The organism is Bradyrhizobium sp. 197 (genome assembly GCF_023073375.1).
Taxonomy (GTDB): Bacteria; Pseudomonadota; Alphaproteobacteria; order Rhizobiales; family Xanthobacteraceae; genus Bradyrhizobium.
This window is the reverse complement of sequence record NZ_JADPJJ010000058.1, coordinates 160,172-182,464: the sequence shown is the minus strand read 5'-3', so window position 1 is coordinate 182,464 and position 22,293 is coordinate 160,172. Positions and strand designations below refer to the sequence as shown.

Below are 22,293 nucleotides of genomic sequence, written 5' to 3'. Positions count from 1 at the left end.
TCGTCAAAGCGGAATCTTCAATCATGCGCCGGCAGGTCATCTCGCTCGCTATCAACGCGCTCGCGCTCACAGCGCTCGCATTCGTCCCGGCCCAGGCCGCCGACAACGCCGCGATCAAGGAGAAGGCCGCCGTCTGCTCCGGCTGTCACGGCGAGAACGGCATCTCGCAGACCGAGAATATCCCCTCGCTCGCCGGCCAGCCCGATCAATTTCTGCAATGGCAGCTCGTGTTCTTCCGCGCTGGTTCGCGCAAGAACGACCAGATGCAGCCCATCGCGGAGGAAATCACCAACGAGGACGTCCGCAATTTCGGTGCTTATTTCTCGCAATTGACGCCGCCAAAGGGCGAGGAAGACAAAGACCCGGACCTGTCGAAAAAGGGCGCGCAAGTTGCCGTCGGCCGCCGCTGCGCCTCATGCCATACCGATAGCTTTGCCGGCACCAAGGCCGTCGCGCGACTCGCGGGTCAGCGCGAGGAATATCTGGTCAAGGCGCTGCGCGACTACAAGACCAACCAGCGCGTCGGCGGCGGCGGTGCCGCGATGGCCGATGTCGCCTATCACATGAGCGACGAGGAGATCACGGCCGTCTCGCACTATCTCGCGTATTTCAAGTAGCGCGAGGCTGCTGCCTACCCCGCCCGCTGCTTCTCATACGCCTTCAAATGCGTGTACGCGATGCGCAGCTTCGGCACCGGCACCTTGGCGGCATCGGCGCGCGCGATGAGATCGCCGATGACGTGATCGGCCTCGACCGGAAGGCCGGCCTTGACGTCCCGGAACATCGACGCCGTCATCGGCGAACCCTCGGTGGTGAGGTTACCCTTCACGCGCTCGAAGAACGGACCGCCCGGCGCGTAGCCTGAGGCGGTGGCGATCGCGCTGGTCTCGTCCAGCATGCCGAGCAAAAAGTCCCTGCCGCCGGGGGCGGCGAGGATGTTGCCGACGGAGGTGCGCATCAGGCTGGTGGACGCCGCCAGCGAGGAGAGGAACACCCACTTCTCCCACATGTCCTGCATGATGTTCTGGCTGGCCGTGGCACCATTGATGCCGCCCTTGAAGGCCTCGTCGATCGCCTTGACGCGATCCGACAGCTTTCCGTCGCGCTCGCCGTAATTGATCGACTGCATCGGCTGGAGCTGCACCACCTCGCGCTTCTCGTTGAGCGTCGCGGCGATGGCGCAGAGGCCGCCGAGCACGCGCTCCTTGCCGAACTTGCCGTCGAGGATATCGAGATGCTTCATGCCGTTGAGCATCGGAATGATCGCCGTGTCGGGCCCGACCGCCGCCGCGAACGACTTGATGGCGTCGTCGAGATCGAACGCCTTGCAGCTCAACAGCACCACGTCGAACTTGTCCTTGAGCTTGTCGGCCTCGACCCGCGGCGGGTCCTTCAGCGTCACGTCGCCATTCGGGCTCTTGATGACGAGGCCGGCGCTCGCGAGCTCGCTGGCGCGCCGCGGCCGGACCAGGAAGGTGACGTCGCGGCCAGCCTGCAACAGCCTGCCACCAAAATAGCCGCCGATGGCGCCGGCACCGACCACGAGGATACGCATGGGATTGTCCTTGTTGTTGCTCTTGCTGTTGTGCTTGCAATAGTTCTTGCAGTTGTTCTTGGCGATCTATTTATAGTCGTGATTGCGAGCGAAGCGAAGCAATCCAGAATGCTGCCGCGATCACATTCTGTCGCTGGAGAATGAGCGGGCTACTTTCCCGACACCATCTCCTCGACCTCGCGCAGCTGCTCCTTGCCGAAGAACATCTCGTCGCCGACGAAGAAGGTCGGCGAGCCGAACGCGCCGCGTGCGACGGCCTCCTCGGTGTTCTTGATCAGCCTGCCCTTCACTTCGGGCTCTTGCGCGCGGGCGAACAGCTTTTGGGCGTCGAGGCCGGAAGACGCCAGCGCCTTCGCCGCGATTTCAGGATCGTCCATTTTCTTCGGCTCGCGCCACATGTGATGGAAGGCGGCCGCGACATAGGTCTCGAACACGCCTTCGAGCTGCGCCGCGATCGCTGCGCGCATCAGGTTCAACGTGTTGACGGGGAAGAAGGGATTCATGACATAGGGTTGAACCTGGAAGCGCTTGACGAAGCGCTCGGTCTCGACCGTGTGGAATTCGCGCTTGTTCTTGATGCCGGCGAGCGTCTCGGCCGGCGACTTGTTGTTGGTCGACTTGAAGATGCCGCCGAGCAGGATCGGCACGTACTCGAACTTGACACCGATGCGCTGCTCGATCGCCGGAATCGCGAGATGACTGAGATAGGCGTTCGGACTGCCGAAATCGAACAGGAATTGCGGGGCTGTGCGGGTCAAAATCGTTCTCCCTGACGTCGGTTTTTCACATTGTGGCGCAGCGCGCGCCACGGGTCCACCGTTTAATGACGGTCATAATCTCTTGATGATGTCGTCAGATCAGACGCCGGATCGTTCGCTTGCGCCACACCAGAAGGTAATAGCCCATCTGCAAAAGGAACATGGCGCAAAACACGATCGGATAGGCGGCCCACACACCCTGTAGGCCGATCGTGCGGCTCAGGATCACCGCAGATGGCAGCTCGATTGCGACGATGGCGACGATCGAGAGCAGCATCGGCGTCAGCGCCACGCCGGCAGCGCGCATCGCGCCTGAAAACACCGTCGCAAGGCCAAACGGCACCGAGCTCCACAACGCAATCTGGAGCAAGCTCTTCGCGAGATCGAGCACGATGTCGTCAGTGATGAAGACACCGAGCACGGCGCGCGGCGCGAGATAGATCAGCGCCACCAGCCCGCCCGTCAGGACGATGTTGAACATGAGGCCGGTGCGTACGATGCCATCGAGCCGCGTTCTGTCGCCGCGGCCAACCGCCTGCGCGCCGAGGATCGAGACCGCGATCGAAATCGATATCGCCGTGAACTGCGTATAGCCCATCACCTGGTTGACCGCGCCATAGGCGGCGGTGGCGTCGGACCCATAGGTGTTGACGAGGCCGAGCAGCACCAGCTCGGCGATCGCCATCACCACCATGCCGATCGCGCTCGGCAGTCCGATGCCGAGGATTTGTCCCAGCACCACACGATTGAGCCGGAGATGACGCAGCAGTGCAGCGTCCGGTGCCAACGCATGTTTCCTCCGCAGCAAATAGGCGGCCAGCGCGATCAGCGTCAGCGCGTTGGCGATCGCCGCCGCCCAGGCCGGGCTGGTGATTCCGACCGCCGGCAATCCGAGCGACCCGTGGATCAGCATCGGCGTCAGGATCAAGCCGATCGCGGTCGACAACGCCAGCGCCAGCAGCGGCGTCAGCGCATCGCCGACGCCGCGGATCATCGCTGTCATCAGCAGGGAGACGAAGCCGAGCGGCATGGTGAACAGCATGACACGGGCATACGCGCTGGCCTGGTCGAGAATGTCCGCGGGGGTCGCAAGCATCATCATCAATTGCCGGCTGAAGATCCCGCCGATCAGCGCAATCGAAATCGACAGCAACAGGCCGACCGCGAGCGTCGTGCCCACGACAATCTTGATCCGACCCTGCTCGCTCGCGCCATAGGCCTGGCCGATCAGGACCGTGGCGCCGGTGCTCAGCCCCATGATGAAACCGAACAGGAAGAATATCACGGGAAGAACACCGACACCGCCGCCAGCGCGTCAACGCCGATCATCTGGCCGAGATAGACGTTGCTGACGGTACCGAACAGCGATTGCATCGCATTGCTCAGCATCAACGGTGCGAGGAAGCGGAGGAACGTCGTCCAGAGCGGCTTGGAGGCGGACATGGATGTGTCTTTCATCAGGGCATGCGAAGCCGTTGCCGCGCAATGCGCGGCCCGACCGTCGATGGGTTGTGAGTTAAGGCGCGCTTAGGCGCGGTCGCTATAGGCGAGCTTGACGATGTGATCGCGGATGTCAGTGGGCCAGTCTGCGATCAGTCCGGTGAAGCGTCGCCGGTCGTCCGCGAACAGCGCGCGCGAGGCTTCCTCGAACTGCGGCAGATTGCCGGCCATGGTCGACATGAAGTGATAGGCCGCATCGCGCGCCTGACGCTCGCGGTCCTTGTCGCCGCTCGCGCGGCGCGCTTCGTCGACGAGCTTTCGCAGCGCGACCGAGGCGCCGCCGGCTTGCGCGTTGAGCCACTCCCAGTGCCGCGGCAGCAACGTGATCTCCCGCGCGACCACGCCGAGCTTCGGCCGGCCGCGGCCACGCGGTTCGCTCGACGGTATCGTCTCCTCAACTGGAGGCGGGACCAGCTTTGTCAGCCGCGCCAACACCTCGCGATCCCCGCCGCGCAGATCGAAGTCGATTGATCGGCCCGTGTCGTCCTCGAAGATGATGATAGGCTCGTCCGGCAATGGGGCGATCCGCTTGACGACCAGCGCGACCTCTCCTGCCGGTCCCGACGCCAGTCGGCGCGGGCCTTGGAATGCGGTGAAGGTCCTCTGCATCGAGATCACTGCCAAATTGACGACGTTGAACAGTTTAATACCCGGGTAAATTCTCGGCGTCAATATACCCGGGTGAAAATATCCGGCCGGATGGCTCGACATTGCGTTCCCGGGCTGGCACGAACGCGCGGCCGATCGACCACGCCTAGCCCGGGGACCACGCGATGCTGACCGTTCACCACCTCAACAATTCCCGTTCGCAGCGGGTGCTGTGGCTGCTCGAGGAGTTGGGCGTGCCTTACGAGATCGTGCGCTATCAGCGCCAGCCGGATATGCGCGCGCCGAAGGAGCTGCGCGCCATCCACCCGCTCGGCAAGTCACCCGTCATCACCGACAACGGCAACACCGTCGCCGAATCAGGCGCGATCATCGAATATCTCATCGCCACCTACGGTAACGGCCGGCTGGTCCCGCCGCCGAACACGCCCGAGCGGCTGCGCTTCACGTATTGGCTGCATTATGCGGAAGGCTCGGCGATGCAACCGCTGCTGCTCAAGCTGTTGTTCACGCTGATGCCGAAGCGCGCGCCGGCGTTGCTGCGCCCCCTGGTGCGCAAGGTCTCGAACCAGGCGCTCACGGCGCTCGTCAATCCGCAGCTCAAGCAGCACATGGATTACTGGGAAGGCGAGCTCGGCAAGGGCGAGTGGTTCGCCGGCAGCGAGTTCACCGCGGCCGACATCCAGATGAGCTTTCCGCTCGAGGCAGCCCAGGCGCGTGGCGGGCTCGAGCTCGGCCATCCCAAGGCGATGGCGTTTCTGGAGCGCATTCACGCGCGGCCGGCGTACAACCGTGCGCTTGAGAAGGGCGGGCCGTATCAGGTGGGGCGGTAAGTTTCCTCGCCGCCCCGGGACGACCGTGCCCGTTAGTCCGCGTGCAATATCCGCCCGCGGGTCTCCGGCAGCGCGAAGGCGGCGATGAAGAACAGCGCGTAGGCCACCACTGCAAACATCGCGATCGCGTTCGCGAGTGACGTGGTCGCCGAGAGCGAGCCGACAAGGAACGGAAACAGCGCGCCGATGCCGCGGCCGAAATTGTAGCAAAAACCCTGGCCCGAGCCGCGCAGCCGCGTTGGATAAAGTTCGGTCAGGAACGCGCCGATCCCCGAGAAATAGCCCGAGGCGAAGAAGCCGAGCGGGAAGCCGAGCACCCACAGGATTTCATTGGTCAGCGGCAGCTGCGTATAGAGCAGCACCACAGCCATCGCGCCGATCGAGAAGATCAGGAACAGATTGCGCCGTCCGATCCGGTCGGCGAGCCAGGCGCCAACGAGATAGCCGATGAAGGATCCGATGATCAGCGTCGATAGGTAGCCGGTCGAGCCGACGATCGAGAGGTGCCGCTCCTTGGTCAGGAATTGCGGCACCCAGAACGTAACGGCGTAATAGCCGCCCTGGCAGCCCGTCGCCATCAGCGACGCCAGGATCGTGGTTTTCAGGATCGGGCCGGAGAAGATTTCCCAGAGCGCCGGACGATTGCCACTCGCGGCCTGTTTGGCGCGGGCTTCGGCCGCGACCTCGGGCTCGGTGACGGAGCGGCGGATGTAGAACACCAGCAGCGCCGGCAGCGCGCCGATCACGAACATCCAGCGCCATGCCGTCTCCGGCGGCAAAGCCGAGAACAGGATCGCCTGCGACAGCACCGCGAGGCCCCAGCCGACCGCCCAGCCCGATTGCACCGAGCCGACCGCGCGCCCGCGATATTGCGGCCGGATCGCTTCACCCATCAGCACGGCGCCCGCCGCCCACTCGCCGCCGAAGCCGAGGCCCAGCACCGCGCGCGCGATCAGGAGCTGTTCGAAATTCTGCACGACCGCGCAGACCAGCGAGAACACCGAGAACCAGATGATAGTGATCTGGAGCGTCCTGACCCGGCCGATATGGTCGGAGAGATAACCGCCGAGCCAGCCGCCGATCGCGGACGCCAGCAGCGTCACGGTGCCGGCAAGGCCGGCCGATCCCGCATCGACCTTCCACAGCGCGATGATGGTGCCGATCACGAGCGGGTAGATCATGAAGTCCATGCCGTCCAGCGCCCAGCCTGCCGCGCAAGCCCAGAATGTCCGGCGCTCCGGTGCGTTCATGTCGCGATAGAAGGCAAGAAGGCTGGTGTCTTCGATCTCGGCGCGTTCGATGCGCCCGGTCGGATCGGTCATGGTCATGAGCGTTTCCCCGGCAGTTCCCTTATGCGGGCGGTGGTAGCACGCGCGGTGGCTTGCGCAAGCACGAGCAGGCCTTCGCGCTATGCCGGGACAGAGCTACTGCCCCGCGGCTTCCGCGCCTCGCGTGCGGGGATCGGGCGCGCCGAGCGGCCCGTTGGCGGTCACCGCAATGGAATTCGCCGACGTCTGTCCCATCGGCTCGACGATGAGGTGATCCATCGCCTTCAGCTCGAGCAGGACATTGTCGGGAAAGCCGCTCTCGATCCGAACCTCGTCTGGCAGCCATTGGTGATGCAGCCGCGGTGCGGCCACGGCAGCCGCAACGTCCATCTTGTAATCGAGGACGTTGACGATCACCTGGAGCACGGTCGAGATGATGCGGCTGCCACCGGGCGAGCCCGTCACCAGCACCGGCTTGCCGTCCTTCAGAACGATAGTCGGCGACATCGACGACAGCGGCCGCTTGCCGGGCCCGGGCAAATTGGCCTCGAAGCCGACGAGGCCGTAGGCATTGGAAGCGCCGACAGCTGCGGTGAAATCGTCGAGCTCGTTGTTGAGCAGCACGCCCGTGCCGTCGGCGACGAGGCCAAGGCCGTAGCTGAAGTTCAGCGTATAGGTGTTGCTGACGGCGTTGCCGCTGCCGTCGACGACGGAAAAATGCGTGGTGTTGCTGCCCTCGTGCGGCGAGGTGGCGGTGGAAACGAGCTGCTTCGACGGCGTGGCGCGATCGGCGGAGATGGTTGCCCGCAGCTTGGCGGCGTAGTCCTTGGCGATGAGCGTCCCGATCGGTGCGTTGACGAAGGCGGGATCGCCCAGGTAGCGCGCACGGTCCGCATAAGCGCGCTTCATGGCCTCGATCAGCAGATGCAGCGAGGCCGGAGATCCTTGCTTCAAATCGGCGAGCTGGAAGCCTTCGAGGATGTTGAGCGTCTCCACCAGCACCACGCCGCCGGACGACGGCAACGGCATCGACACGATGTCATAGCCGCGATAGGTGCCGCGCACCGGTGCGCGGATCACCGCCTGATAGGATTTCAAATCGGCCGGCGTCATGATGCCGCCCGCGTCGCTCACGGCCTTGGCGAGTTTTTCCGCGACCGGACCTTCATAGAAACCGCGCGGACCCTGTGCGGCGACGGCCGACAGGGTTTCGGCGAGATCGCTCTGCACCAGCCTGTCGCCTTCGCCGAGTGGCGTGCCATCAGGCCGCGAGAAGATTTTGGCTGACGTGGGCCAGCGCGCCAGGCGCCGGTGCCAGCCCGGCAGTGTGTCGGCAATGTCGTCGCTGACGACGAAGCCGTCGCGGGCGATCGCGATCGCGGGCTCGAGCAATTGCGCCAGCGTGAACTGGCCCGAGCCATATTTTTCCAGGGCCAGCGCAAGTCCCGCGACGGTGCCGGGCACGCCGACGCCGAGCGCGGAATCCCGCGACTTCGCCGCATCGGGCTTGCCGTCGGCGCCGAGGAAGATCTGCGGCGTGGTCGCAGCCGGTGCAGTCTCTCGATAGTCGATGGTGATGTCTTCGTTGCGCTCGGCGGAGTGAATCACCATGAAGCCGCCGCCGCCGATATTGCCGGCGCGCGGATAGGTCACCGCCATGGCAAACCCGGTCGCGACCGCGGCATCGACGGCATTGCCGCCGCGCCGCAGGATGTCCGCGCCGACCTGCGCCGAGATTTTCTCCTGCGCCACCACCATCCCATGCTCGGCGGGAACGGCGTGCACCGTGTCGAGCGCGGGCGGCACATAAGCTCGCCGCGCATCCTGCGCGGTCGCGGTTGGAAGGCTGAACGCCAGAGTGGCAATGAAGGCGAAAAATGCTCGCCGTGTCGAAAAAGACGACATCATCAAATTTCCGCCGCGGCCTTCGGCCAGTTCACACGCGCCGCCGCAATGCTATACGGTTTGACCCAAGAGAAGCAAAACTGTTCGTGATGAGGTCTGGACGATGACGACGATTACCTCGGATGCGCGCGTCAAGGCGGAGCGGACCTTTCCGCCGCGCGCCGCCGTCGTCAGCTGGATCTTCTTCGATTGGGCCGCGCAGCCTTATTTCACGCTGATCACGACTTTCGTGTTCGCACCCTATTTTGCCACCGCCATTGCGCCGAATCCCGCTACCGGCCAATCGCTGTGGGGCTTTGCGATGGCTGCCGCGGGCCTCGCGATCGCGCTGATGTCGCCGCTGCTAGGCGCCATTGCCGATGCTTCGGGCCGCAGGAAGCCATGGATCGCTGGCTTCGGCACAGTGCTGGTGCTGGCATCCTGCACGCTGTGGATCGGAAAGCCCGGCGATCCCTCCATCATTCCGCCGCTGCTCACCGCGGTCGCGCTCGCCAGCGTCGGCGCGGAATTCGCCACCCTCTTCAACAACGCGATGATGCCAACCCTGGTGCCGCCGGAGCGGATCGGCCGGCTCTCCGGCACCGGCTGGGCGACAGGTTATATCGGCGGCATCGTCAGCCTGATCATCGTGCTCGGTTTGCTCGCCGCCAATCCCGAGACCGGCCGCACGCTGCTCGGGCTCACGCCTTTGTTCGGGCTCGATCCCGCCAGCCATCAGGGCGACCGCGCCGCCGGACCGTTGACCGGACTTTGGTTCATCATTTTCGTGACGCCGATGTTCCTGTTCACGCCGGACTATCCGGCGAAGCGCCCGGTGCGCGAGGCGCTGCACGAAGGCCTGTCGGAGCTGAAGCAATCGATCAAGGGACTGCCGCAGCGGAAATCGCTCGCGGCGTTTCTGCTCGCCAACATGATCTACACCGACGGTCTGGTGTCGCTGTTTGCCTTCGGCGGCATTTATGCCGCGGGCACGTTCGGCTGGCACACGATCCAGATCGGCACCTTCGGCATCATGCTCGCGATCGCCGGCGCGTTTGGCGCATGGCTTGGCGGCAAGCTGGACGATCGCATCGGGCCGAAGCGTGTGATCGCCGGCAGCATGCTGGTCCTGCTGCTGGCGGTGGCGGCGATCCTGCTGGTCGACAAGGATTCGATCTTCTTCATCGAGGTCGCGCCGCCCGCGCCTGGCGGTGCAATGTTCGCCGCGGCGGCCGAACGCGCTTATCTGGTGCTGGGCTGCCTGATTGGCGCAGCCGGTGGTCCGCTGCAAGCCGCCTCACGCACGCTCCTGATCCGTCTCGCGCCGAAGGACCGCATCGCGCAGTATTTCGGTCTGTTCGCACTGACGGGGAAAGTGACGTCCTTCATCGGCCCGCTCCTGATCGGCGTGATCACCGCGGTGACGGCGAGCCAGAAGGCCGGCATGGCCGTGCTGGTGGTGTTCTTCGTCGCGGGGCTGGGACTGTTGATGCGGGTGCGGGAGTAGCCGCACTACCGCAATTCCATCCCGTCATTGCGAGGAGCGAAGCGACGAAGCAATCCAGACTTTCTCTGCGGAAAGATTCTGGATTGCTTCGCTGCGCTCGCAATGACGAAGTCGGTGGAGTCGTCGCAACTCTTGCAGCCCGCACGCCAGTCAATCAGTGCCTGAAGTGCCGTGTCCCCGTGAACACCATGGCGATGCCGTGCTCGTCGGCGGCCTTGATCACTTCGTCGTCGCGCATGGAGCCGCCGGGCTGCACCACGGCGGTGGCGCCGGCCTCGATGCAGGCGAGCATGCCGTCCGCGAACGGGAAGAACGCATCCGACGCCACCACCGAGCCCTTGGTGAGCGGCTCGGCGAGCTTCAGCTCGGCCGCCGCATCCTGGGCCTTGCGCGCCGCGATCCGCGCTGAATCCACGCGGCTCATCTGGCCGGCGCCGATGCCGACGGTGGCGAGATCCTTGGCGTAGATGATGGTGTTGGACTTGACGTGCTTTGCCACCCGAAACGCGAACTTCAGGTCGCGCATCTCCGCATCATCAGGCGCTCGCTTGGTCACGACCTTGAAAACCATGTCGTCGACCACCGCATTGTCGCGGCTCTGCACGAGAAGGCCGCCTGCCACCGTCTTGGCGGTGAGGCCGGGCGCGCGCGGATCGGGCAGGCTGCCGGCGAGCAGAAGGCGAAGGTTCTTGCGCGCGCCGATGATGGCGATCGCCTCCTCGCTGGCGTCAGGCGCGATGATCACCTCGGTGAAGATTTTGGTGATCTCGCGCGCGGTGTCGGCGTCGAGTGCGCGGTTCATCGCGATGATGCCGCCGAAGGCCGAGGTGGAGTCGCAAGCCAGCGCCTTGCGATAGGCGCTGACGAGATCGAAGCCCTCAGCAACGCCGCAGGGGTTGGCATGCTTGACGATGACGCAGGCCGCGGTGCGCCTGGCGTCGAACTCGCCGATGCATTCATAAGCCGCATCGGTGTCGTTGATGTTGTTGTAGGAGAGCTCCTTGCCCTGGAGCTGCCGCGCGGTCGAGACTCCCGGCCGCTTGTCGGGCGTCGCATAGAACGCCGCGGTCTGGTGCGGGTTCTCGCCATAGCGCAGCGACTGGATCAGCTTTCCGCCGAAGGCGCGGAAATCGGGTGCGTCGATTTCGAGCTGACGTGCGAACCAATTCGAGATAGCGGCATCATAGGCGGCAGTGCGCGCGTAAGCCTTTGCAGCAAGACGCCGGCGCAACTTCAGCGTGGTTGCGCCTTTGTTGGCGGCGAGCTCGTCGAGCACGGCGTTGTAGTCCTCCGCCTCGACCAAGACGGCGACGTCGTCATGGTTCTTCGCGGCGGCGCGGATCATCGCGGGGCCGCCGATATCAATGTTCTCGATGCAATCCTCGAAGCCCGCGCCTTTGTCGACGGTCGCCTCGAACGGATAGAGATTGACGACCAGGAGATCGATCGGCGCGATGCCGTGCGCCTTCATCGCTTCCGCGTGGTCCTTGTTGTCGCGGATCGCGAGCAGGCCGCCATGCACCTTCGGATGCAGCGTCTTGACGCGGCCATCCATCATTTCGGGGAAACCGGTCAGCTCGGAGACGTCTTTCACCTTGAGGCCGGCCGCGGCGATCGCCTTGGCGGTGCCGCCGGTCGAGACCAGCTCGACATCATGCGCGGCAAGCGCCTTTGCGAAGTCGATCAGGCCGGTCTTGTCGGAAACGGAAAGAAGTGCGCGGGTAACGCGGCGGGGCTGGTCAGTCATGAGCAAGATCCTCTGTCTGAAGGAGTAATGCCCAGGCGCGCGGCAGCTATGTCCCACGCTTCCCGATGGTGCTCCATCCAAGGTCGCCAGTCGCGCGAGCGAGGGCTCGATAGCAGTTTTCGGCCGCTTTCACAACGATCAGATGGGGCCGGATCGCGGGCGTTTACAGCGGAAGTTCCGGCTCCCGCCGCGCATTTCTGCGGGCATTGGTGATCGCCGGCGAGGCGGTGGAGCGGACAAAACTCCAGCGGATCGAGGGCGCCTGCCGCGCATCCTGGCGGATCACGATCTGCGAGGTGCGGCGCGGGCCGTCATTGCCGGCCAGGAACACGCTGTCCTCGAGATCGACCTTGTCGTCCAATGCCTCGAAGGTCCAGACGTCGCGGTTCGGCAGCACCAGCATGACGCCGCGGGCATCGGACAGCCGGCTCGCCTTCACCGCCGCGTGCAGATGGAAGCGCAGCGCGAAATCGGCATCCGCGCCCTTGAAGCGTCCGCCCTGCGGCGGCGATAGCGTGTCCTCGCCGTCGATGCGCGCGCCGTCATTGGCGATCATCAGCACGCGGCGGTGGATCGCGCCGAACTTGGCGAGATAGCCATCATGCGACGTCGTCAGCAGCGTGCCGTTCTGCACGATTTCGCGATAGCTCTCGACCTCGACGGGGCCGCTGGTGACGGGCGCGCCATGCAAGAGCCGCTTCATCGCCGACATCTCCACGAACTGGCATGACGAGGTGTCGTGATAGGTTAGCGTCGAATGCGCTGCCGTGCCGCGTGCGAACGGCCGCCAATTGTCGCGGCCCGTGGTCGGCATGCCGCAATTGGTGACGATGCGGCTGATGCCGGAGGACAGTTCGAACGACAGGCAGCCGGCATGGGCGTCATGGCTGACGCCGGCCTGCGGCGGCGGGCCGGTGTCGATGATCACGGTGGTCTGGCCGGCATCGAGGCGCTGGAAACCGGTATGCGGCATGTTCGCCATCGGCGCGCCGTGGGTGTCGTCATAGGCAAGCAGCGTCGCGAGCAGGTCCGAGGGTGTCGCGCTCATGCCGTTGAACAGTGCGAAATTGCCGTCGCCGTGGCGGAAGAAGCGCAGCATCGGCATCATTCGGTCGATCGCGTTGAGCAGCGCCGGCGGCGGCGCGATGTTGCGTGCGGCAAAGGTCTGCCGCAGCGGCAACAGGTCGATCAAGAGCTCGATCAGCGCGCCCGGGTTGCGCGAGATATGTCCGCCGTCGGGCAGGATCTGCCGCTGCAATTCATCCGAGAGCTTCTTCGAGACGCTGCGGATGTGACTTGCCTGGTTGGCGAGGCACAGCGCCGCATAGCACAGCGCGATCAGCACCTGGAGTTTTGGCACCCCGTCGGGGATGTTGACCATGGTGTAGCGCAGGAAGCGGATCTCGCGCGCCAGCGCGCGCAAATAGCGGCGGTAGAATTTGTTGTCGGTGTCGTTGAGCACCAGCGGCGCCTGCGACAGCAGCGAGATCACGCGTCGCGCCAGCACGTCCGCGCGTCGCGCGACGGCACGGCGCTTGCCGCCGGGGTTGGCGATCCAGTCCTCGATCAGCGCGCGCGCATTCGCGCGTGTCAACGCGGTGTCGGCGGCGCGCAAATGGCGCAACCAGCCGAAGCCGAGCAGCGCGACCTCCCAATCCTCCGACGGCGGCTCGAGATCGAAGATCGAGCGGCCGTGGCAATTGACGATCTTGCCGGCGAAGACGAAGCGGCCGGCATAGATCTCGGCGGCGCGGGTCGCATCCGCGGTGCGCAGATCATGCGGCGCGATGATCAGCCGGTCGGAGCGGCCGGGCCAGACCCGCGACAGGGCGACGGAACCACCGCTCGCGCGCGCGAGCACATTCCGCGCGAAGCGGTTCATCACCAGCGTCGAGATACGTCTGCGTTGAGCGACCGACACACCTTGCCTTGATGGGGAGAGGATTCCGACGAATCCTTCTTAATCCCAAAATCCGGCGGCCGACACCACCTTGAACGACGCGAATCAGCGCCGTGGTCGCAAAATCCACTGCAAAATCAGGATTTAACGAGCCGAGCCGCAAAAAATCCGTCGAGCCCGCCGAGCTTGGGATCGGCGTTCGGCAGATGGCTGGGCAGGGTGCGCAAGTCGCCCTCGGCGGTGATGATCTCGTCGAGCCCCGACACCTCGGACGCATCGACCGGGACGCGGCGAATCGCAGGCTCTGCGGCCAGTAGCGTGGCGATCGCATGCTCGCCCTCTTCGGGTTCCAGCGAGCAGGTGCAGTAGACCAGCGTTCCGCCGGGCTTGAGCAGTGAGACCGTTTTTTGCAGCAGCCGCTGCTGGAGCGTGGTCATCGCGGCGATGTCGGATTCCTGCCGGAGCCAGGATACGTCGGGGTGGCGGCGGATCGTGCCGGTCGAGGTGCAGGGCGCATCGATGAGGATGCCGTCGAAGCCATCGGCTGGGCCGGCCCATTCCACGGCGTCAGCGACGACGGTTTCGGCCTGGAGCGACAACCGCGTCAGATTCTCGCGCAGCCGCGCCACCCGGGCGGGCGAGCGGTCGATGGCCGTGACATGCGCGCCGGCCTGCGCCAGCTGCGCGGTCTTGCCGCCGGGAGCGGCGCAGAGATCGGCGATGGATTTGCCGGCAATGTCGCCGAACAGCCGGGCCGGCAGCGCGGCGGCGGCGTCCTGCACCCACCATTGTCCTTCGGCGAAGCCGGGAAGCATGGTCACCGCGCCGTGCAGCACCGTACGCACCGATCCGGTCGGCAGAACCTCACCATGTAGCCGGCTCGCCCATTGCGCGGCGTCCGACTTCACGGTCAGATCCAGCGAAGGGTCGTGGCTGAGCGCGAGCGCCATGTCCCTTGCGACCGTCTCGCCGTAATGCGCGCTCCAGCGCGCGAGCATCCAGGGCGGCAAATCCAGCGACTGCGCGGCAACCTCTTCCACCAGCGCCTTGCCCTCGCGGGCGCAACGGCGCAGCACGGCGTTGACGAGGCCGGCATAGCGGGCGGCCCGGCGGTCGGACTGCACGAGGCGAACGGAGAGATCGACGGCGGCGTGATCGGGCACGTCCATCCAGAGGATCTGGGCGGCGCCGATCAGCAGCGCGCTCTGCGCGCGCGGCGCATCGGAGGGGATGCCCTTGTCGAGCAGGCGGGACATCACGTGGCCGAGCGTGCCGAGCCGGCGCAGCACGGTGGCGACCAGGCGCCGCATCAGTGCACGGTCGCGGTCGGGAAGCGTCTTCAGTCCGGGATGGGCGCCGCTGCCGTCGAGCTGCTCGTCAAGTGTGCGGTGCTTCTGCAGCACGCCGTCGACGATGTCGGCAGCAATCCGCCGCGCGGCAAGACCAGGCACTTCGGATGGAGGGGCAAAACGTTGAGATGGCATGCGGAAGCAAGGTTCTCAGCAAGCGGCAGTTCCGCCGCAATGGGCGCATGCCTTGAGGACGCGATCTCTGGCACGCGAATATGCCAAATGTAAGAATCGCTTCCGGGTTTTTCAGCCCTTTCGGAGCAATTTCAGGAATGCGTTATTGGGCATCGCGCCGCGGGCCGTCCTGCGCTAGAAATTCGACGATGAGTGACCGGCCTCACGTTTCCGACCGCAAGCCGCTATCGCCGGCCGCCCAGCGTGCGCTGGCCGAAGCCGAAGCGCGCCGGCAGGCTGCGGCGATGGCGCATGCCGAAGCTGCGCCGAAAGAGGTGCAGGGGCCAAAGGGACCCGAGCCCACCCGGTACGGTGATTGGGAACGCAAAGGCATCGCCTCGGACTTTTGAGGCGCCGGGTTTACGCACACTTGCCGGTGCAGCCGACTCAGCCCTAGCGTGCGCGAATGCCGCGCTTCGATCCCAGCCATCAGTATCGACCCTCATTCCGCGGCTCGCCGTTCGGCCGTCGTTTCTCCGGATTGTTGCCGTGGATGTTCGTGGTCGGCGTCGCGCTGGCGGCTGTGCTCATCTTCAGGCACGGGACGAACTGGACGGTCCCGCACCCGGATGGCGGCGGCACGCGGGACGCCGAGATCGTGCTCCAGCAGGGCGGCCATCCCGATCGTCGCGAATCGGTCGACGTCGTTCGCACCATTGACGGTGACACCTTTCTCGCGCGCGTTCGTCAGCGCGACGGCCGCGATCTCGTTGTGCGCGTTCGCTTGCGCGGCATCGACGCACCCGAGATGAAAGCATCCTGCCAGGAGGAACTGGACAAGGCCGAAGCCGCGGCCCGCGCATTGCGCGATCTGCTCGGCCAGGGCGGCGTGACGATCACCAATCTTGGCCCTGACAAATATGGTCGGGTTCTCGCCGACGTCGCGACCAGGCGAACCGCCAACGTTTCGGCGGTGTTGCTCGCCGGCGGTTACGCACGGAGCTACAATGGCGGCCATCGCGACGGCTGGTGCGCGCACGGTTGGCGCTTCTGGTAACAAGAAAGCCGCGTCAACGGACGCGGCTCTTGTTGTCGGGATCTCGTCCCGGGGATCAGCGCGTCACGACCACCGTGGTGCCGACCGAGACGCGGCTGTAGAGATCGGTGATGTCGTCGTTGAGCATGCGGATGCAGCCATAGGAGACGAAGCCGCCGACCGAGCCCGGCACGTTGGTGCCGTGGATCGCGTATTCCCCGCCGGACAGCGTCATCGCCGCGACGCCCATCGGATTGCGCGGCGAGCCGCCCGGAATGACGTCAGGGATGCTCGGCTTGTCGCGCTGCACCTCGGCAGGCGGCGACCAGGCCGGATTGCGGTACTTGCCGTCGATGCGGGTGGTGCCGGCCCACTGCTTGCCGGACTTGCCGACGCCCACCGGATAGCGCACGGCGTGGCCGTTATCGAGGACGAGATAGAGCCGACGCTCGTTGGTTTTGACCACGATGGTGCCCGGCGAATAGTCGGCCAGGTGCGTCCCCACCATTTCCGGCCGGGCCTGCGCCGCGGTCGACATCACGAACACCGCTCCGATGGTGGCAGCCAGCGCCACTGCAATCCTGATCGACATCGATTTTCCCCTTGACCCGAACCAATCGTCCAAAATGACGCACAACCGGCAATCGCCGACCCGCCAAGTCCTCGGGGGGCATTCTTAACCGCGCCTGTTAACCGGATGGTTTCCACGCACGGCCGCCAAGGGCCAGCCAGCAGGGGGAACAAAGGAAATGTTCGAAACAAAGTAAATGACCTGGAAACAACACTCAGCGGGAAAGATGCGGGCGCGCGGGCACGCGCCCTGACGAATGCGTGAGCGTGTGAACGGCTGTCGTTTGGGTGGCGCTAACGCGGAGATGCGGTCTCGTGTCCCGGACGCGGCGCGAAGCGGTGCGACGCAGAGCCGGGACCCAGAAAGCCACAGAGTCTGCTGTTGCATGGGCCCCGGCTCTGCAGCGCACCTCTGACTGGACGATGCTTCGCATCGCCAGGGCAGCGCCGCGTCCGGGGCACGAGACTGCTTTACGCCGACTTCTTGTTCTGCCGGTTCTTGACGAGATCGTCGACCACCGCGGGATCGGCCAAGGTCGAGGTGTCGCCGAGGCTGCCGGGCTCGTCCTCGGCGATCTTGCGCAGGATGCGGCGCATGATCTTGCCGGAGCGGGTCTTGGGCAGGCCGGGCGCGAACTGGATCTGGTCGGGCGAGGCGATCGGGCCGATCTCCTTGCGCACCCAGGTGACAAGCTCCTTGCGCAAATCCTCGGTCGGCTCGACGCCGGCCATCAGGGTCACATAGGCGTAGATGCCCTGGCCCTTGATGTCGTGCGGGAAGCCGACGACGGCGGCCTCCGACACCATCTCATGCGCGACCAGCGCGCTCTCGACTTCGGCCGTGCCCATGCGATGGCCGGAGACGTTGATGACGTCATCGACGCGGCCGGTGATCCAGTAATAACCGTCAGCATCGCGTCGGCAGCCGTCGCCGGTGAAGTACTTGCCCTTGTAGGTCGAGAAATAGGTCTGCTCGAAGCGGGCGTGGTCGCCATAGACCGTGCGCATCTGGCCCGGCCATGATCGCGTCAGGCACAGATTGCCTGATGTCTCGCCGTCCAGCACTTTGCCGTCGGCGTCGACGATCTCAGGCACCACGCCGAAGAACGGCTGCGTCGCCGAGCCCGGCTTCAGCTTGGTCGCGCCCGGCAGCGGTGTGATCAAAATGCCGCCGGTCTCGGTCTGCCACCAGGTGTCGACGATCGGGCAGCGGTCGTCACCGACGACGCGGTGATACCACTCCCAGGCTTCCGGATTGATTGGCTCACCGACCGAGCCCAGCAGGCGCAAGCTGGCGCGCGAGGTCTTGGTCACCGGCTCGTCGCCGAACTGCATCAGCGCGCGGATCGCGGTCGGGGCGGTGTAGAAGATGTTGACCTTGTGCTTGTCGATGACGTTCCAGAATCGCGAATTATCCGGGTAATTCGGCACGCCTTCGAACATCAGCGTGGTCGCGCCGTTGGCGAGCGGTCCGTACAGAATGTAGCTGTGGCCGGTGACCCAGCCCACGTCGGCGGTGCACCAGTAGATGTCGCCGTCGTGATAGTCGAAGACGTATTGATGCGTCATCGCGGCGAACAGGAGATAGCCGGCGGAGGTGTGCAGCACGCCCTTCGGCTGGCCGGTCGAGCCTGAGGTGTAGAGGATGAACAGCGGATCTTCGGCGTGCATGTGCTCGACCCGGCATTCCGTCGTCACCATCGCGGCAGCCTCGTGATACCAGAGGTCGCGCGTCGGGTTCATGTCGACCTTGCCGCCGGTGCGCTTGACCACGACGACCCAGTCGACGCCGTCTGCCTTGGCGAGCGCCGCGTCCACATTGGCCTTCAGCGGCACCCTCTTGCCGCCGCGCAGGCCTTCGTCCGCGGTGATGATCACCTTGGACTGGCAGTCGTTGATGCGCTGGGCGAGGCTGTCGGGCGAGAAGCCGGCGAACACCACGGAGTGAACCGCGCCGATCCGCGCGCAGGCCAGCATCGCGTAGGCCGCTTCCGGAATCATCGGCAGGTAGATGGTGACGCGATCGCCCTTCATGACGTTGCGGGTGCGCAGGATGTTGGCCATCCGGCAGACCTCGTCGTGCAGCTCCTTGTAGGTGATGTGCTTGGACTGCGAGGGATCGTCGCCTTCCCAGATGATCGCGGTCTGGTTGGCGCGGGTGTGGAGATGCCGGTCGATGCAGTTATGGGCGACGTTGAGGACGCCGTCCTCGAACCATTTGATCGAGATGTTGCCGGGCGCGAAGGAGACGTTCTCGATCTTCGTCGGCGCGTGCATCCAGTCGACGCGCTTGGCCTGCTCGGCCCAGAAGGCGTTCGGGTCCGAGATCGAGCGGGCGTACATGTCCTTGTACTTGGCCTGGTCGATCCAGGCGCGCTTCGCCCATTCCGCGGGGACGTCGTAGATCTTCTCGGACATGTTTCGCTCCCTCCACATACGGCAAGCCGAGCACGGGCCACTGGCGAGCCGGCTTGATCGTTGAACTGATTATGCGTCGGGCTAACCGGACCCGACAAGGTGCACAAGCTGGACCTTCGGCGAGCGCCCGGCCCTGAGAAGGATCAAGGCCACCGGGCCGGACTGTCGCAGATCTGGAACAGGCCGGGGCCGCTTTCGGGCCTTTGCCCAAAACCCTCGGAACAGGCCGCCGCAGAGCCCCATGCATTCGCCAGAGGTATTTAGAAACCGCACCTCACTGATTCGGGACTCGCAATGCTGTTCGGAACACCCTAAGTGGCTAACCCGGGTCCAACGAAACCCTTGGAACAAAGATCAGAACAGCGGCATTGACCGATAACAGACAGGGCTAAGGCTTAAGACTATGATGGATCAGCAGAATTTCGGGACGATACGGCCCGCTTCAGCCGATCCTGCAGCCGTTGCGCTGGCCAAAGCACTCGGACAATGGCCGAAACCGGCAGGTTCCGCCCGTCTTAGCCCGAAAAAAGCGTTCGACACGGCGCCTGCTGCAACGGTCGAGGCGCTCGCCAAGGAACTGGGCCTGCGGCTCGGCGACCAGAACGAGCTGAAGATCCGGCGCATCAAGCGCGGCAAGGGCTATTCCTTCGTCCGTCCCAATGGCGCGCATATCCGCGATGCCCGCACCATCCGCCGGCTGCATTCCATGGCGGTGCCGCCGGCCTATCGCGAGGTGCGCTACTCGGCCGATCCGAGCTCGCATCTCCAGGCGGTGGGACGCGATGCCGCGGGCCGGCTGCAATATCGCTATCACGCCGATTGGGAGAAGGTCCGCGAGCAACGCAAGGCGCATCGGCTCGAGAAACTCGTCGGCGCGCTGCCAAAGATCCGGCGCAAGGTTTCGGCGTTCCTGTCGGGCGAGGAGCCGACGCGCGAGTTCGCGCTCTCGGCCGTGATCGAGCTGATTGCGCGCACCGCGATCCGCCCCGGCAACGAATCCTATGCCCGCCTCAACGGCACCCGCGGCGCCACCACACTGCTGAAGTCCAACGTCACGCTGGAAGACGATTGCTTCGTGCTGACGTTCAAGGCGAAGGGCGGCAAGGCGGTGCGGAAAGAGTGCGACGCGGCCAAGCTCGTGCGTGCCATCGGCATTTTGCAGGGCGTTCCCGGCAAGCGCATGTTCCAGTACCGCGATGCCTACGGCGTCGTGCGTGCGGTCAATACGACGCAGGTGAACGCGTTTTTGCGCGAGATCGCCGGCATCAAGATCTCGCTGAAGGATTTTCGCACGCTGATGGCCTCGGCCGTCGTCGTGGAATCGTTGTCGCGGATTACGCCGGCGACCAGCCAGCGCGGCCGCAAGAAGCAGGTGCTGGAAGCGATCCGCGCCGCCGCCGACCAGCTCTCCAATACGCCGGCGATCTGCCGCAAGAGCTATGTGCACGACACCATCGTCACCGCGTTCGAGGACGGCATCCTCGAACGCTTCGCCGCGACCATGAAGGGCCAGCGCTCGCAGGCCAGGCGCGAGCAACTTTTGCAGCAGGTGGTGGCGACCGCGGCGGTCTGACCTTCTCCCGTCGCTACGCCTTGTTGGAAACACCCCTGTCGGGACCGGGATCGCCGCCTGCGGCCGCGGTCGTGAGCCGTTCCAGATAATGCGTCCATCCCGTCGCGTGGGCGGCAGCCTGTTCCTCGGTCGGCAGTCCGCTATGGGTCATGCGCAGCAGCGTGCCGCCGTCGCGTTCGATCAGGTCGATCTCGATCAGGCTCGATCCGGGCGGTACTTCCTGGCCGCTCTCCCATCCAAAAGTGTAGGCGAGACGATGCACCGGCACGACTTCGCGGAACGCGCCGCGGGCGACGCCGCCGCGGGGGCCGATGCCTTTGAGCAGATACAGCCCGCCAGGATGCGGCTCAGTGGTCGCGTCGGAGCCCATCCAGCTCAAAATCTTCTCGGGGTCGGTCAGGTAAGCGAAAACGGTGGCGCGTGGGGCTGCGATCTGGGTCTCGCGTCGCACTATGAAGGGTTCGGTCATCGGCGATCATCCCTGGGCTGACACTGGGACATGGCGGCGCTCGCGCGGCCCGTCAAGGATTGCCCGTGACAAAGAGGGTCTGGCTTCGTCATGATCGGACCATGCACCTCTCGCCGACGCTCGCCTGGCTTGTCGATGCCGCCGCCGATAGCGCCGGGGCCGACCGCCTGCTCATGGAACTCGGCGCACATCTGGTCGCCGACGGCGTGCCGCTCGCGGCGGGCAGCCTGACGCTGGAGGTGCCACATCCGCTGATCGCGAAGCGGACCTGGTTGTGGCGCGCGGAGAGCGGCCGGGTGATCGAAGCGCTTGGCTTCGCACCTGGCGGCCTCGCGCCCGACACGCCCAACGATGCCGGCCGCCGCTGGCTGCGCGACATCGCGGACGGTGAGGTGCACGAAGACGCGGTCGGACCGCCCGATGGGCCTTTGCTCGGCTGGATCGGGCCGCGTCCGTTCACCGCGGACGAGATCGAGCAATTGCGCCAGGCTGCGCGCTTTGCTGCGACGCCCCTTGCGGTGCTTGCCGTGCGTGCAACGTTGCGCGCGACGTTGGATGCTTATCTTGGCAAGCGCAGTGCGGAGCGGGTACTGGCGGCACCCCTGCGCCGCGATCTCGGCGAGACCATACAGGCCGCGCTGCTCTATGCCGATCTGCGCAACTTCACGCTCCTGTCGGAAACCACGCCGCCTGCCGATGTCATCGCGGCGCTCGATGCCTGGTTCGATCGCATTGCCGGCGCGGTTCACGCCTTCGGCGGCGAGGTGCTGAAATTCATCGGCGACGGTGTGCTCGCGATCTTTCCGGTGGTCGAGGCGTCTCCGCGCCACGCGTGCGATGCGGCTCTGCGTGCCGCGAGCGCAGCCGAAGCCGGGATGGCGTATCTCAACGCGGAGCGCCGTGCCCAAGGTCTGCCGCCGCTCGCGTTCGGCGCGGCGCTGCATCTCGGCGGGATGCTGTGGGGCAATATCGGCGCCGCCAACCGGCTCGATTTCACGGCGATCGGTCCCTCCGTCAATCTCGCCAGCCGCCTCGAAGGATTGTGCAAGCCGCTCGGCAGGACGGTTCTGGTGTCCGGCGCGCTCGCCGCGGAGACGGACATGCCTCTGATCGCGCTCGGGCCGCATTCGCTACGCGGCATCGCTGCGCCATGCGAGGTGTTTGCGTTGCCGGAGACGCAAGCTCGGATATCGTAGCGCTGATGGA

At 65.3% G+C, this 22,293-nt stretch carries 18 protein-coding genes, 1 pseudogene and 1 riboswitch; of the genes and pseudogenes, 7 read left to right on the top strand and 12 right to left on the bottom strand.

What is annotated here, in order from left to right; translation table 11 throughout:
- Positions 1–23: 23 nt before the first annotated feature.
- Positions 24–617, top strand: coding sequence for a c-type cytochrome (locus IVB27_RS14310; protein ID WP_247444184.1), 594 nt, complete (start codon positions 24–26; stop codon positions 615–617).
- 14 nt (positions 618–631) lie between these two features.
- Here IVB27_RS14310 and panE read toward each other — a convergent pair whose 3' ends face one another.
- The 4 genes and pseudogenes from panE to IVB27_RS14290 form a co-directional block, all read right to left on the bottom strand.
- A complete protein-coding gene (gene panE / locus IVB27_RS14305; RefSeq protein WP_247444183.1) occupies positions 632–1,555 on the bottom strand; it encodes a 2-dehydropantoate 2-reductase in 924 nt (307 codons plus the stop codon).
- Between the two features lie 149 nt (positions 1,556–1,704).
- The gene (locus tag IVB27_RS14300; RefSeq protein ID WP_247352494.1) at positions 1,705–2,313 is read right to left on the bottom strand and encodes a 2-hydroxychromene-2-carboxylate isomerase; all 609 of its coding nucleotides are present in this window, start codon (positions 2,311–2,313) and stop codon (positions 1,705–1,707) included.
- A gap of 94 nt (positions 2,314–2,407) precedes the next feature.
- Positions 2,408–3,756, bottom strand: a pseudogene (locus tag IVB27_RS14295) (MATE family efflux transporter).
- 84 nt (positions 3,757–3,840) lie between these two features.
- Positions 3,841–4,422 (bottom strand): DUF2239 family protein, encoded by a 582-nt coding sequence (locus tag IVB27_RS14290; RefSeq protein WP_247444182.1) that lies wholly within the window; start codon positions 4,420–4,422, stop codon positions 3,841–3,843.
- Positions 4,423–4,586: 164 nt separating this feature from the next.
- Between IVB27_RS14290 and IVB27_RS14285 the strand changes: the two genes are divergently transcribed.
- On the top strand, positions 4,587–5,252 hold the full coding sequence (locus IVB27_RS14285) for a glutathione S-transferase family protein (protein ID WP_247444181.1): 666 nt from the start codon (positions 4,587–4,589) through the stop codon (positions 5,250–5,252).
- A gap of 32 nt (positions 5,253–5,284) precedes the next feature.
- On the opposite strand, the gene IVB27_RS14280 is transcribed toward IVB27_RS14285, so the two are convergent.
- A complete protein-coding gene (locus IVB27_RS14280; protein ID WP_247444180.1) occupies positions 5,285–6,580 on the bottom strand; it encodes an MFS transporter in 1,296 nt (431 codons plus the stop codon).
- A gap of 96 nt (positions 6,581–6,676) precedes the next feature.
- Complete coding sequence (ggt, locus tag IVB27_RS14275) at positions 6,677–8,428, bottom strand: gamma-glutamyltransferase (protein ID WP_247444179.1); 1,752 nt, start codon at positions 8,426–8,428, stop codon at positions 6,677–6,679.
- 100 nt (positions 8,429–8,528) lie between these two features.
- Between ggt and IVB27_RS14270 the strand changes: the two genes are divergently transcribed.
- Positions 8,529–9,911: an MFS transporter gene (locus IVB27_RS14270; RefSeq protein ID WP_247444178.1), complete on the top strand. Its 1,383-nt coding sequence runs from the start codon at positions 8,529–8,531 to the stop codon at positions 9,909–9,911.
- Positions 9,912–10,065: 154 nt separating this feature from the next.
- On the opposite strand, the gene purH is transcribed toward IVB27_RS14270, so the two are convergent.
- The 3 genes from purH to IVB27_RS14255 all read right to left on the bottom strand — a co-directional run bounded on the left by purH (position 10,066) and on the right by IVB27_RS14255 (position 15,042).
- Positions 10,066–11,658: a bifunctional phosphoribosylaminoimidazolecarboxamide formyltransferase/IMP cyclohydrolase gene (purH, locus tag IVB27_RS14265; RefSeq protein ID WP_247444177.1), complete on the bottom strand. Its 1,593-nt coding sequence runs from the start codon at positions 11,656–11,658 to the stop codon at positions 10,066–10,068.
- A 22-nt stretch (positions 11,659–11,680) separates the two neighbouring features.
- A riboswitch (ZMP/ZTP riboswitch) is annotated at positions 11,681–11,762 on the bottom strand.
- Between the two features lie 59 nt (positions 11,763–11,821).
- On the bottom strand, positions 11,822–13,540 hold the full coding sequence (locus IVB27_RS14260; RefSeq protein ID WP_247444176.1) for a heparinase II/III family protein: 1,719 nt from the start codon (positions 13,538–13,540) through the stop codon (positions 11,822–11,824).
- 155 nt (positions 13,541–13,695) lie between these two features.
- Positions 13,696–15,042 carry an RsmB/NOP family class I SAM-dependent RNA methyltransferase gene (locus tag IVB27_RS14255; RefSeq protein ID WP_247444175.1) on the bottom strand — a complete coding sequence of 449 codons (1,347 nt, stop codon included), beginning with the start codon at positions 15,040–15,042 and terminating at the stop codon, positions 13,696–13,698.
- 188 nt (positions 15,043–15,230) lie between these two features.
- Between IVB27_RS14255 and IVB27_RS14250 the strand changes: the two genes are divergently transcribed.
- Both IVB27_RS14250 and IVB27_RS14245 read left to right on the top strand, forming a co-directional pair.
- Positions 15,231–15,431: a DUF1674 domain-containing protein gene (locus IVB27_RS14250; RefSeq protein WP_247444174.1), complete on the top strand. Its 201-nt coding sequence runs from the start codon at positions 15,231–15,233 to the stop codon at positions 15,429–15,431.
- Positions 15,432–15,487: 56 nt separating this feature from the next.
- A complete protein-coding gene (locus IVB27_RS14245; protein WP_247444173.1) occupies positions 15,488–16,078 on the top strand; it encodes a thermonuclease family protein in 591 nt (196 codons plus the stop codon).
- Between the two features lie 55 nt (positions 16,079–16,133).
- On the opposite strand, the gene IVB27_RS14240 is transcribed toward IVB27_RS14245, so the two are convergent.
- Both IVB27_RS14240 and acs read right to left on the bottom strand, forming a co-directional pair.
- Positions 16,134–16,649: a L,D-transpeptidase gene (locus IVB27_RS14240; protein ID WP_247444172.1), complete on the bottom strand. Its 516-nt coding sequence runs from the start codon at positions 16,647–16,649 to the stop codon at positions 16,134–16,136.
- A 449-nt stretch (positions 16,650–17,098) separates the two neighbouring features.
- The gene (gene acs, locus IVB27_RS14235; protein WP_247444171.1) at positions 17,099–19,045 is read right to left on the bottom strand and encodes an acetate--CoA ligase; all 1,947 of its coding nucleotides are present in this window, start codon (positions 19,043–19,045) and stop codon (positions 17,099–17,101) included.
- A gap of 403 nt (positions 19,046–19,448) precedes the next feature.
- On the opposite strand from acs, the gene IVB27_RS14230 reads away from it, so the two are divergent.
- Positions 19,449–20,618 carry a DNA topoisomerase IB gene (locus tag IVB27_RS14230; protein ID WP_247444170.1) on the top strand — a complete coding sequence of 390 codons (1,170 nt, stop codon included), beginning with the start codon at positions 19,449–19,451 and terminating at the stop codon, positions 20,616–20,618.
- Between the two features lie 13 nt (positions 20,619–20,631).
- Here IVB27_RS14230 and IVB27_RS14225 read toward each other — a convergent pair whose 3' ends face one another.
- Positions 20,632–21,087: an SRPBCC family protein gene (locus tag IVB27_RS14225; RefSeq protein WP_247444169.1), complete on the bottom strand. Its 456-nt coding sequence runs from the start codon at positions 21,085–21,087 to the stop codon at positions 20,632–20,634.
- A gap of 101 nt (positions 21,088–21,188) precedes the next feature.
- Here IVB27_RS14225 and IVB27_RS14220 point away from each other — a divergent pair, with 101 nt between their 5' ends.
- Positions 21,189–22,283, top strand: a complete 1,095-nt coding sequence (locus tag IVB27_RS14220; RefSeq protein ID WP_247444198.1) for an adenylate/guanylate cyclase domain-containing protein — start codon at positions 21,189–21,191, stop codon at positions 22,281–22,283.
- Positions 22,284–22,293 lie beyond the last annotated feature (10 nt).

Bases quoted from the DNA above. Each gene is read 5' to 3' on its own strand.
- IVB27_RS14260 (WP_247444176.1), bottom strand. From the start codon at position 13,540: ATGAACCGCTTCGCGCGGAATGTGCTCGCGCGCGCGAGCGGTGGTTCC.
- IVB27_RS14230 (WP_247444170.1), top strand. From the start codon at position 19,449: ATGATGGATCAGCAGAATTTCGGGACGATACGGCCCGCTTCAGCCGAT.
- purH (WP_247444177.1), bottom strand. From the start codon at position 11,658: ATGACTGACCAGCCCCGCCGCGTTACCCGCGCACTTCTTTCCGTTTCC.
- IVB27_RS14290 (WP_247444182.1), bottom strand. From the start codon at position 4,422: ATGCAGAGGACCTTCACCGCATTCCAAGGCCCGCGCCGACTGGCGTCG.
- panE (WP_247444183.1), bottom strand. From the start codon at position 1,555: ATGCGTATCCTCGTGGTCGGTGCCGGCGCCATCGGCGGCTATTTTGGT.
- acs (WP_247444171.1), bottom strand. From the start codon at position 19,045: ATGTCCGAGAAGATCTACGACGTCCCCGCGGAATGGGCGAAGCGCGCC.
- IVB27_RS14225 (WP_247444169.1), bottom strand. From the start codon at position 21,087: ATGACCGAACCCTTCATAGTGCGACGCGAGACCCAGATCGCAGCCCCA.
- IVB27_RS14220 (WP_247444198.1), top strand. From the start codon at position 21,189: ATGCACCTCTCGCCGACGCTCGCCTGGCTTGTCGATGCCGCCGCCGAT.
- IVB27_RS14285 (WP_247444181.1), top strand. From the start codon at position 4,587: ATGCTGACCGTTCACCACCTCAACAATTCCCGTTCGCAGCGGGTGCTG.
- IVB27_RS14270 (WP_247444178.1), top strand. From the start codon at position 8,529: ATGACGACGATTACCTCGGATGCGCGCGTCAAGGCGGAGCGGACCTTT.
- IVB27_RS14310 (WP_247444184.1), top strand. From the start codon at position 24: ATGCGCCGGCAGGTCATCTCGCTCGCTATCAACGCGCTCGCGCTCACA.
- IVB27_RS14250 (WP_247444174.1), top strand. From the start codon at position 15,231: ATGAGTGACCGGCCTCACGTTTCCGACCGCAAGCCGCTATCGCCGGCC.
- ggt (WP_247444179.1), bottom strand. From the start codon at position 8,428: ATGATGTCGTCTTTTTCGACACGGCGAGCATTTTTCGCCTTCATTGCC.
- IVB27_RS14240 (WP_247444172.1), bottom strand. From the start codon at position 16,649: ATGTCGATCAGGATTGCAGTGGCGCTGGCTGCCACCATCGGAGCGGTG.
- IVB27_RS14280 (WP_247444180.1), bottom strand. From the start codon at position 6,580: ATGACCATGACCGATCCGACCGGGCGCATCGAACGCGCCGAGATCGAA.
- IVB27_RS14245 (WP_247444173.1), top strand. From the start codon at position 15,488: ATGCCGCGCTTCGATCCCAGCCATCAGTATCGACCCTCATTCCGCGGC.
- IVB27_RS14255 (WP_247444175.1), bottom strand. From the start codon at position 15,042: ATGCCATCTCAACGTTTTGCCCCTCCATCCGAAGTGCCTGGTCTTGCC.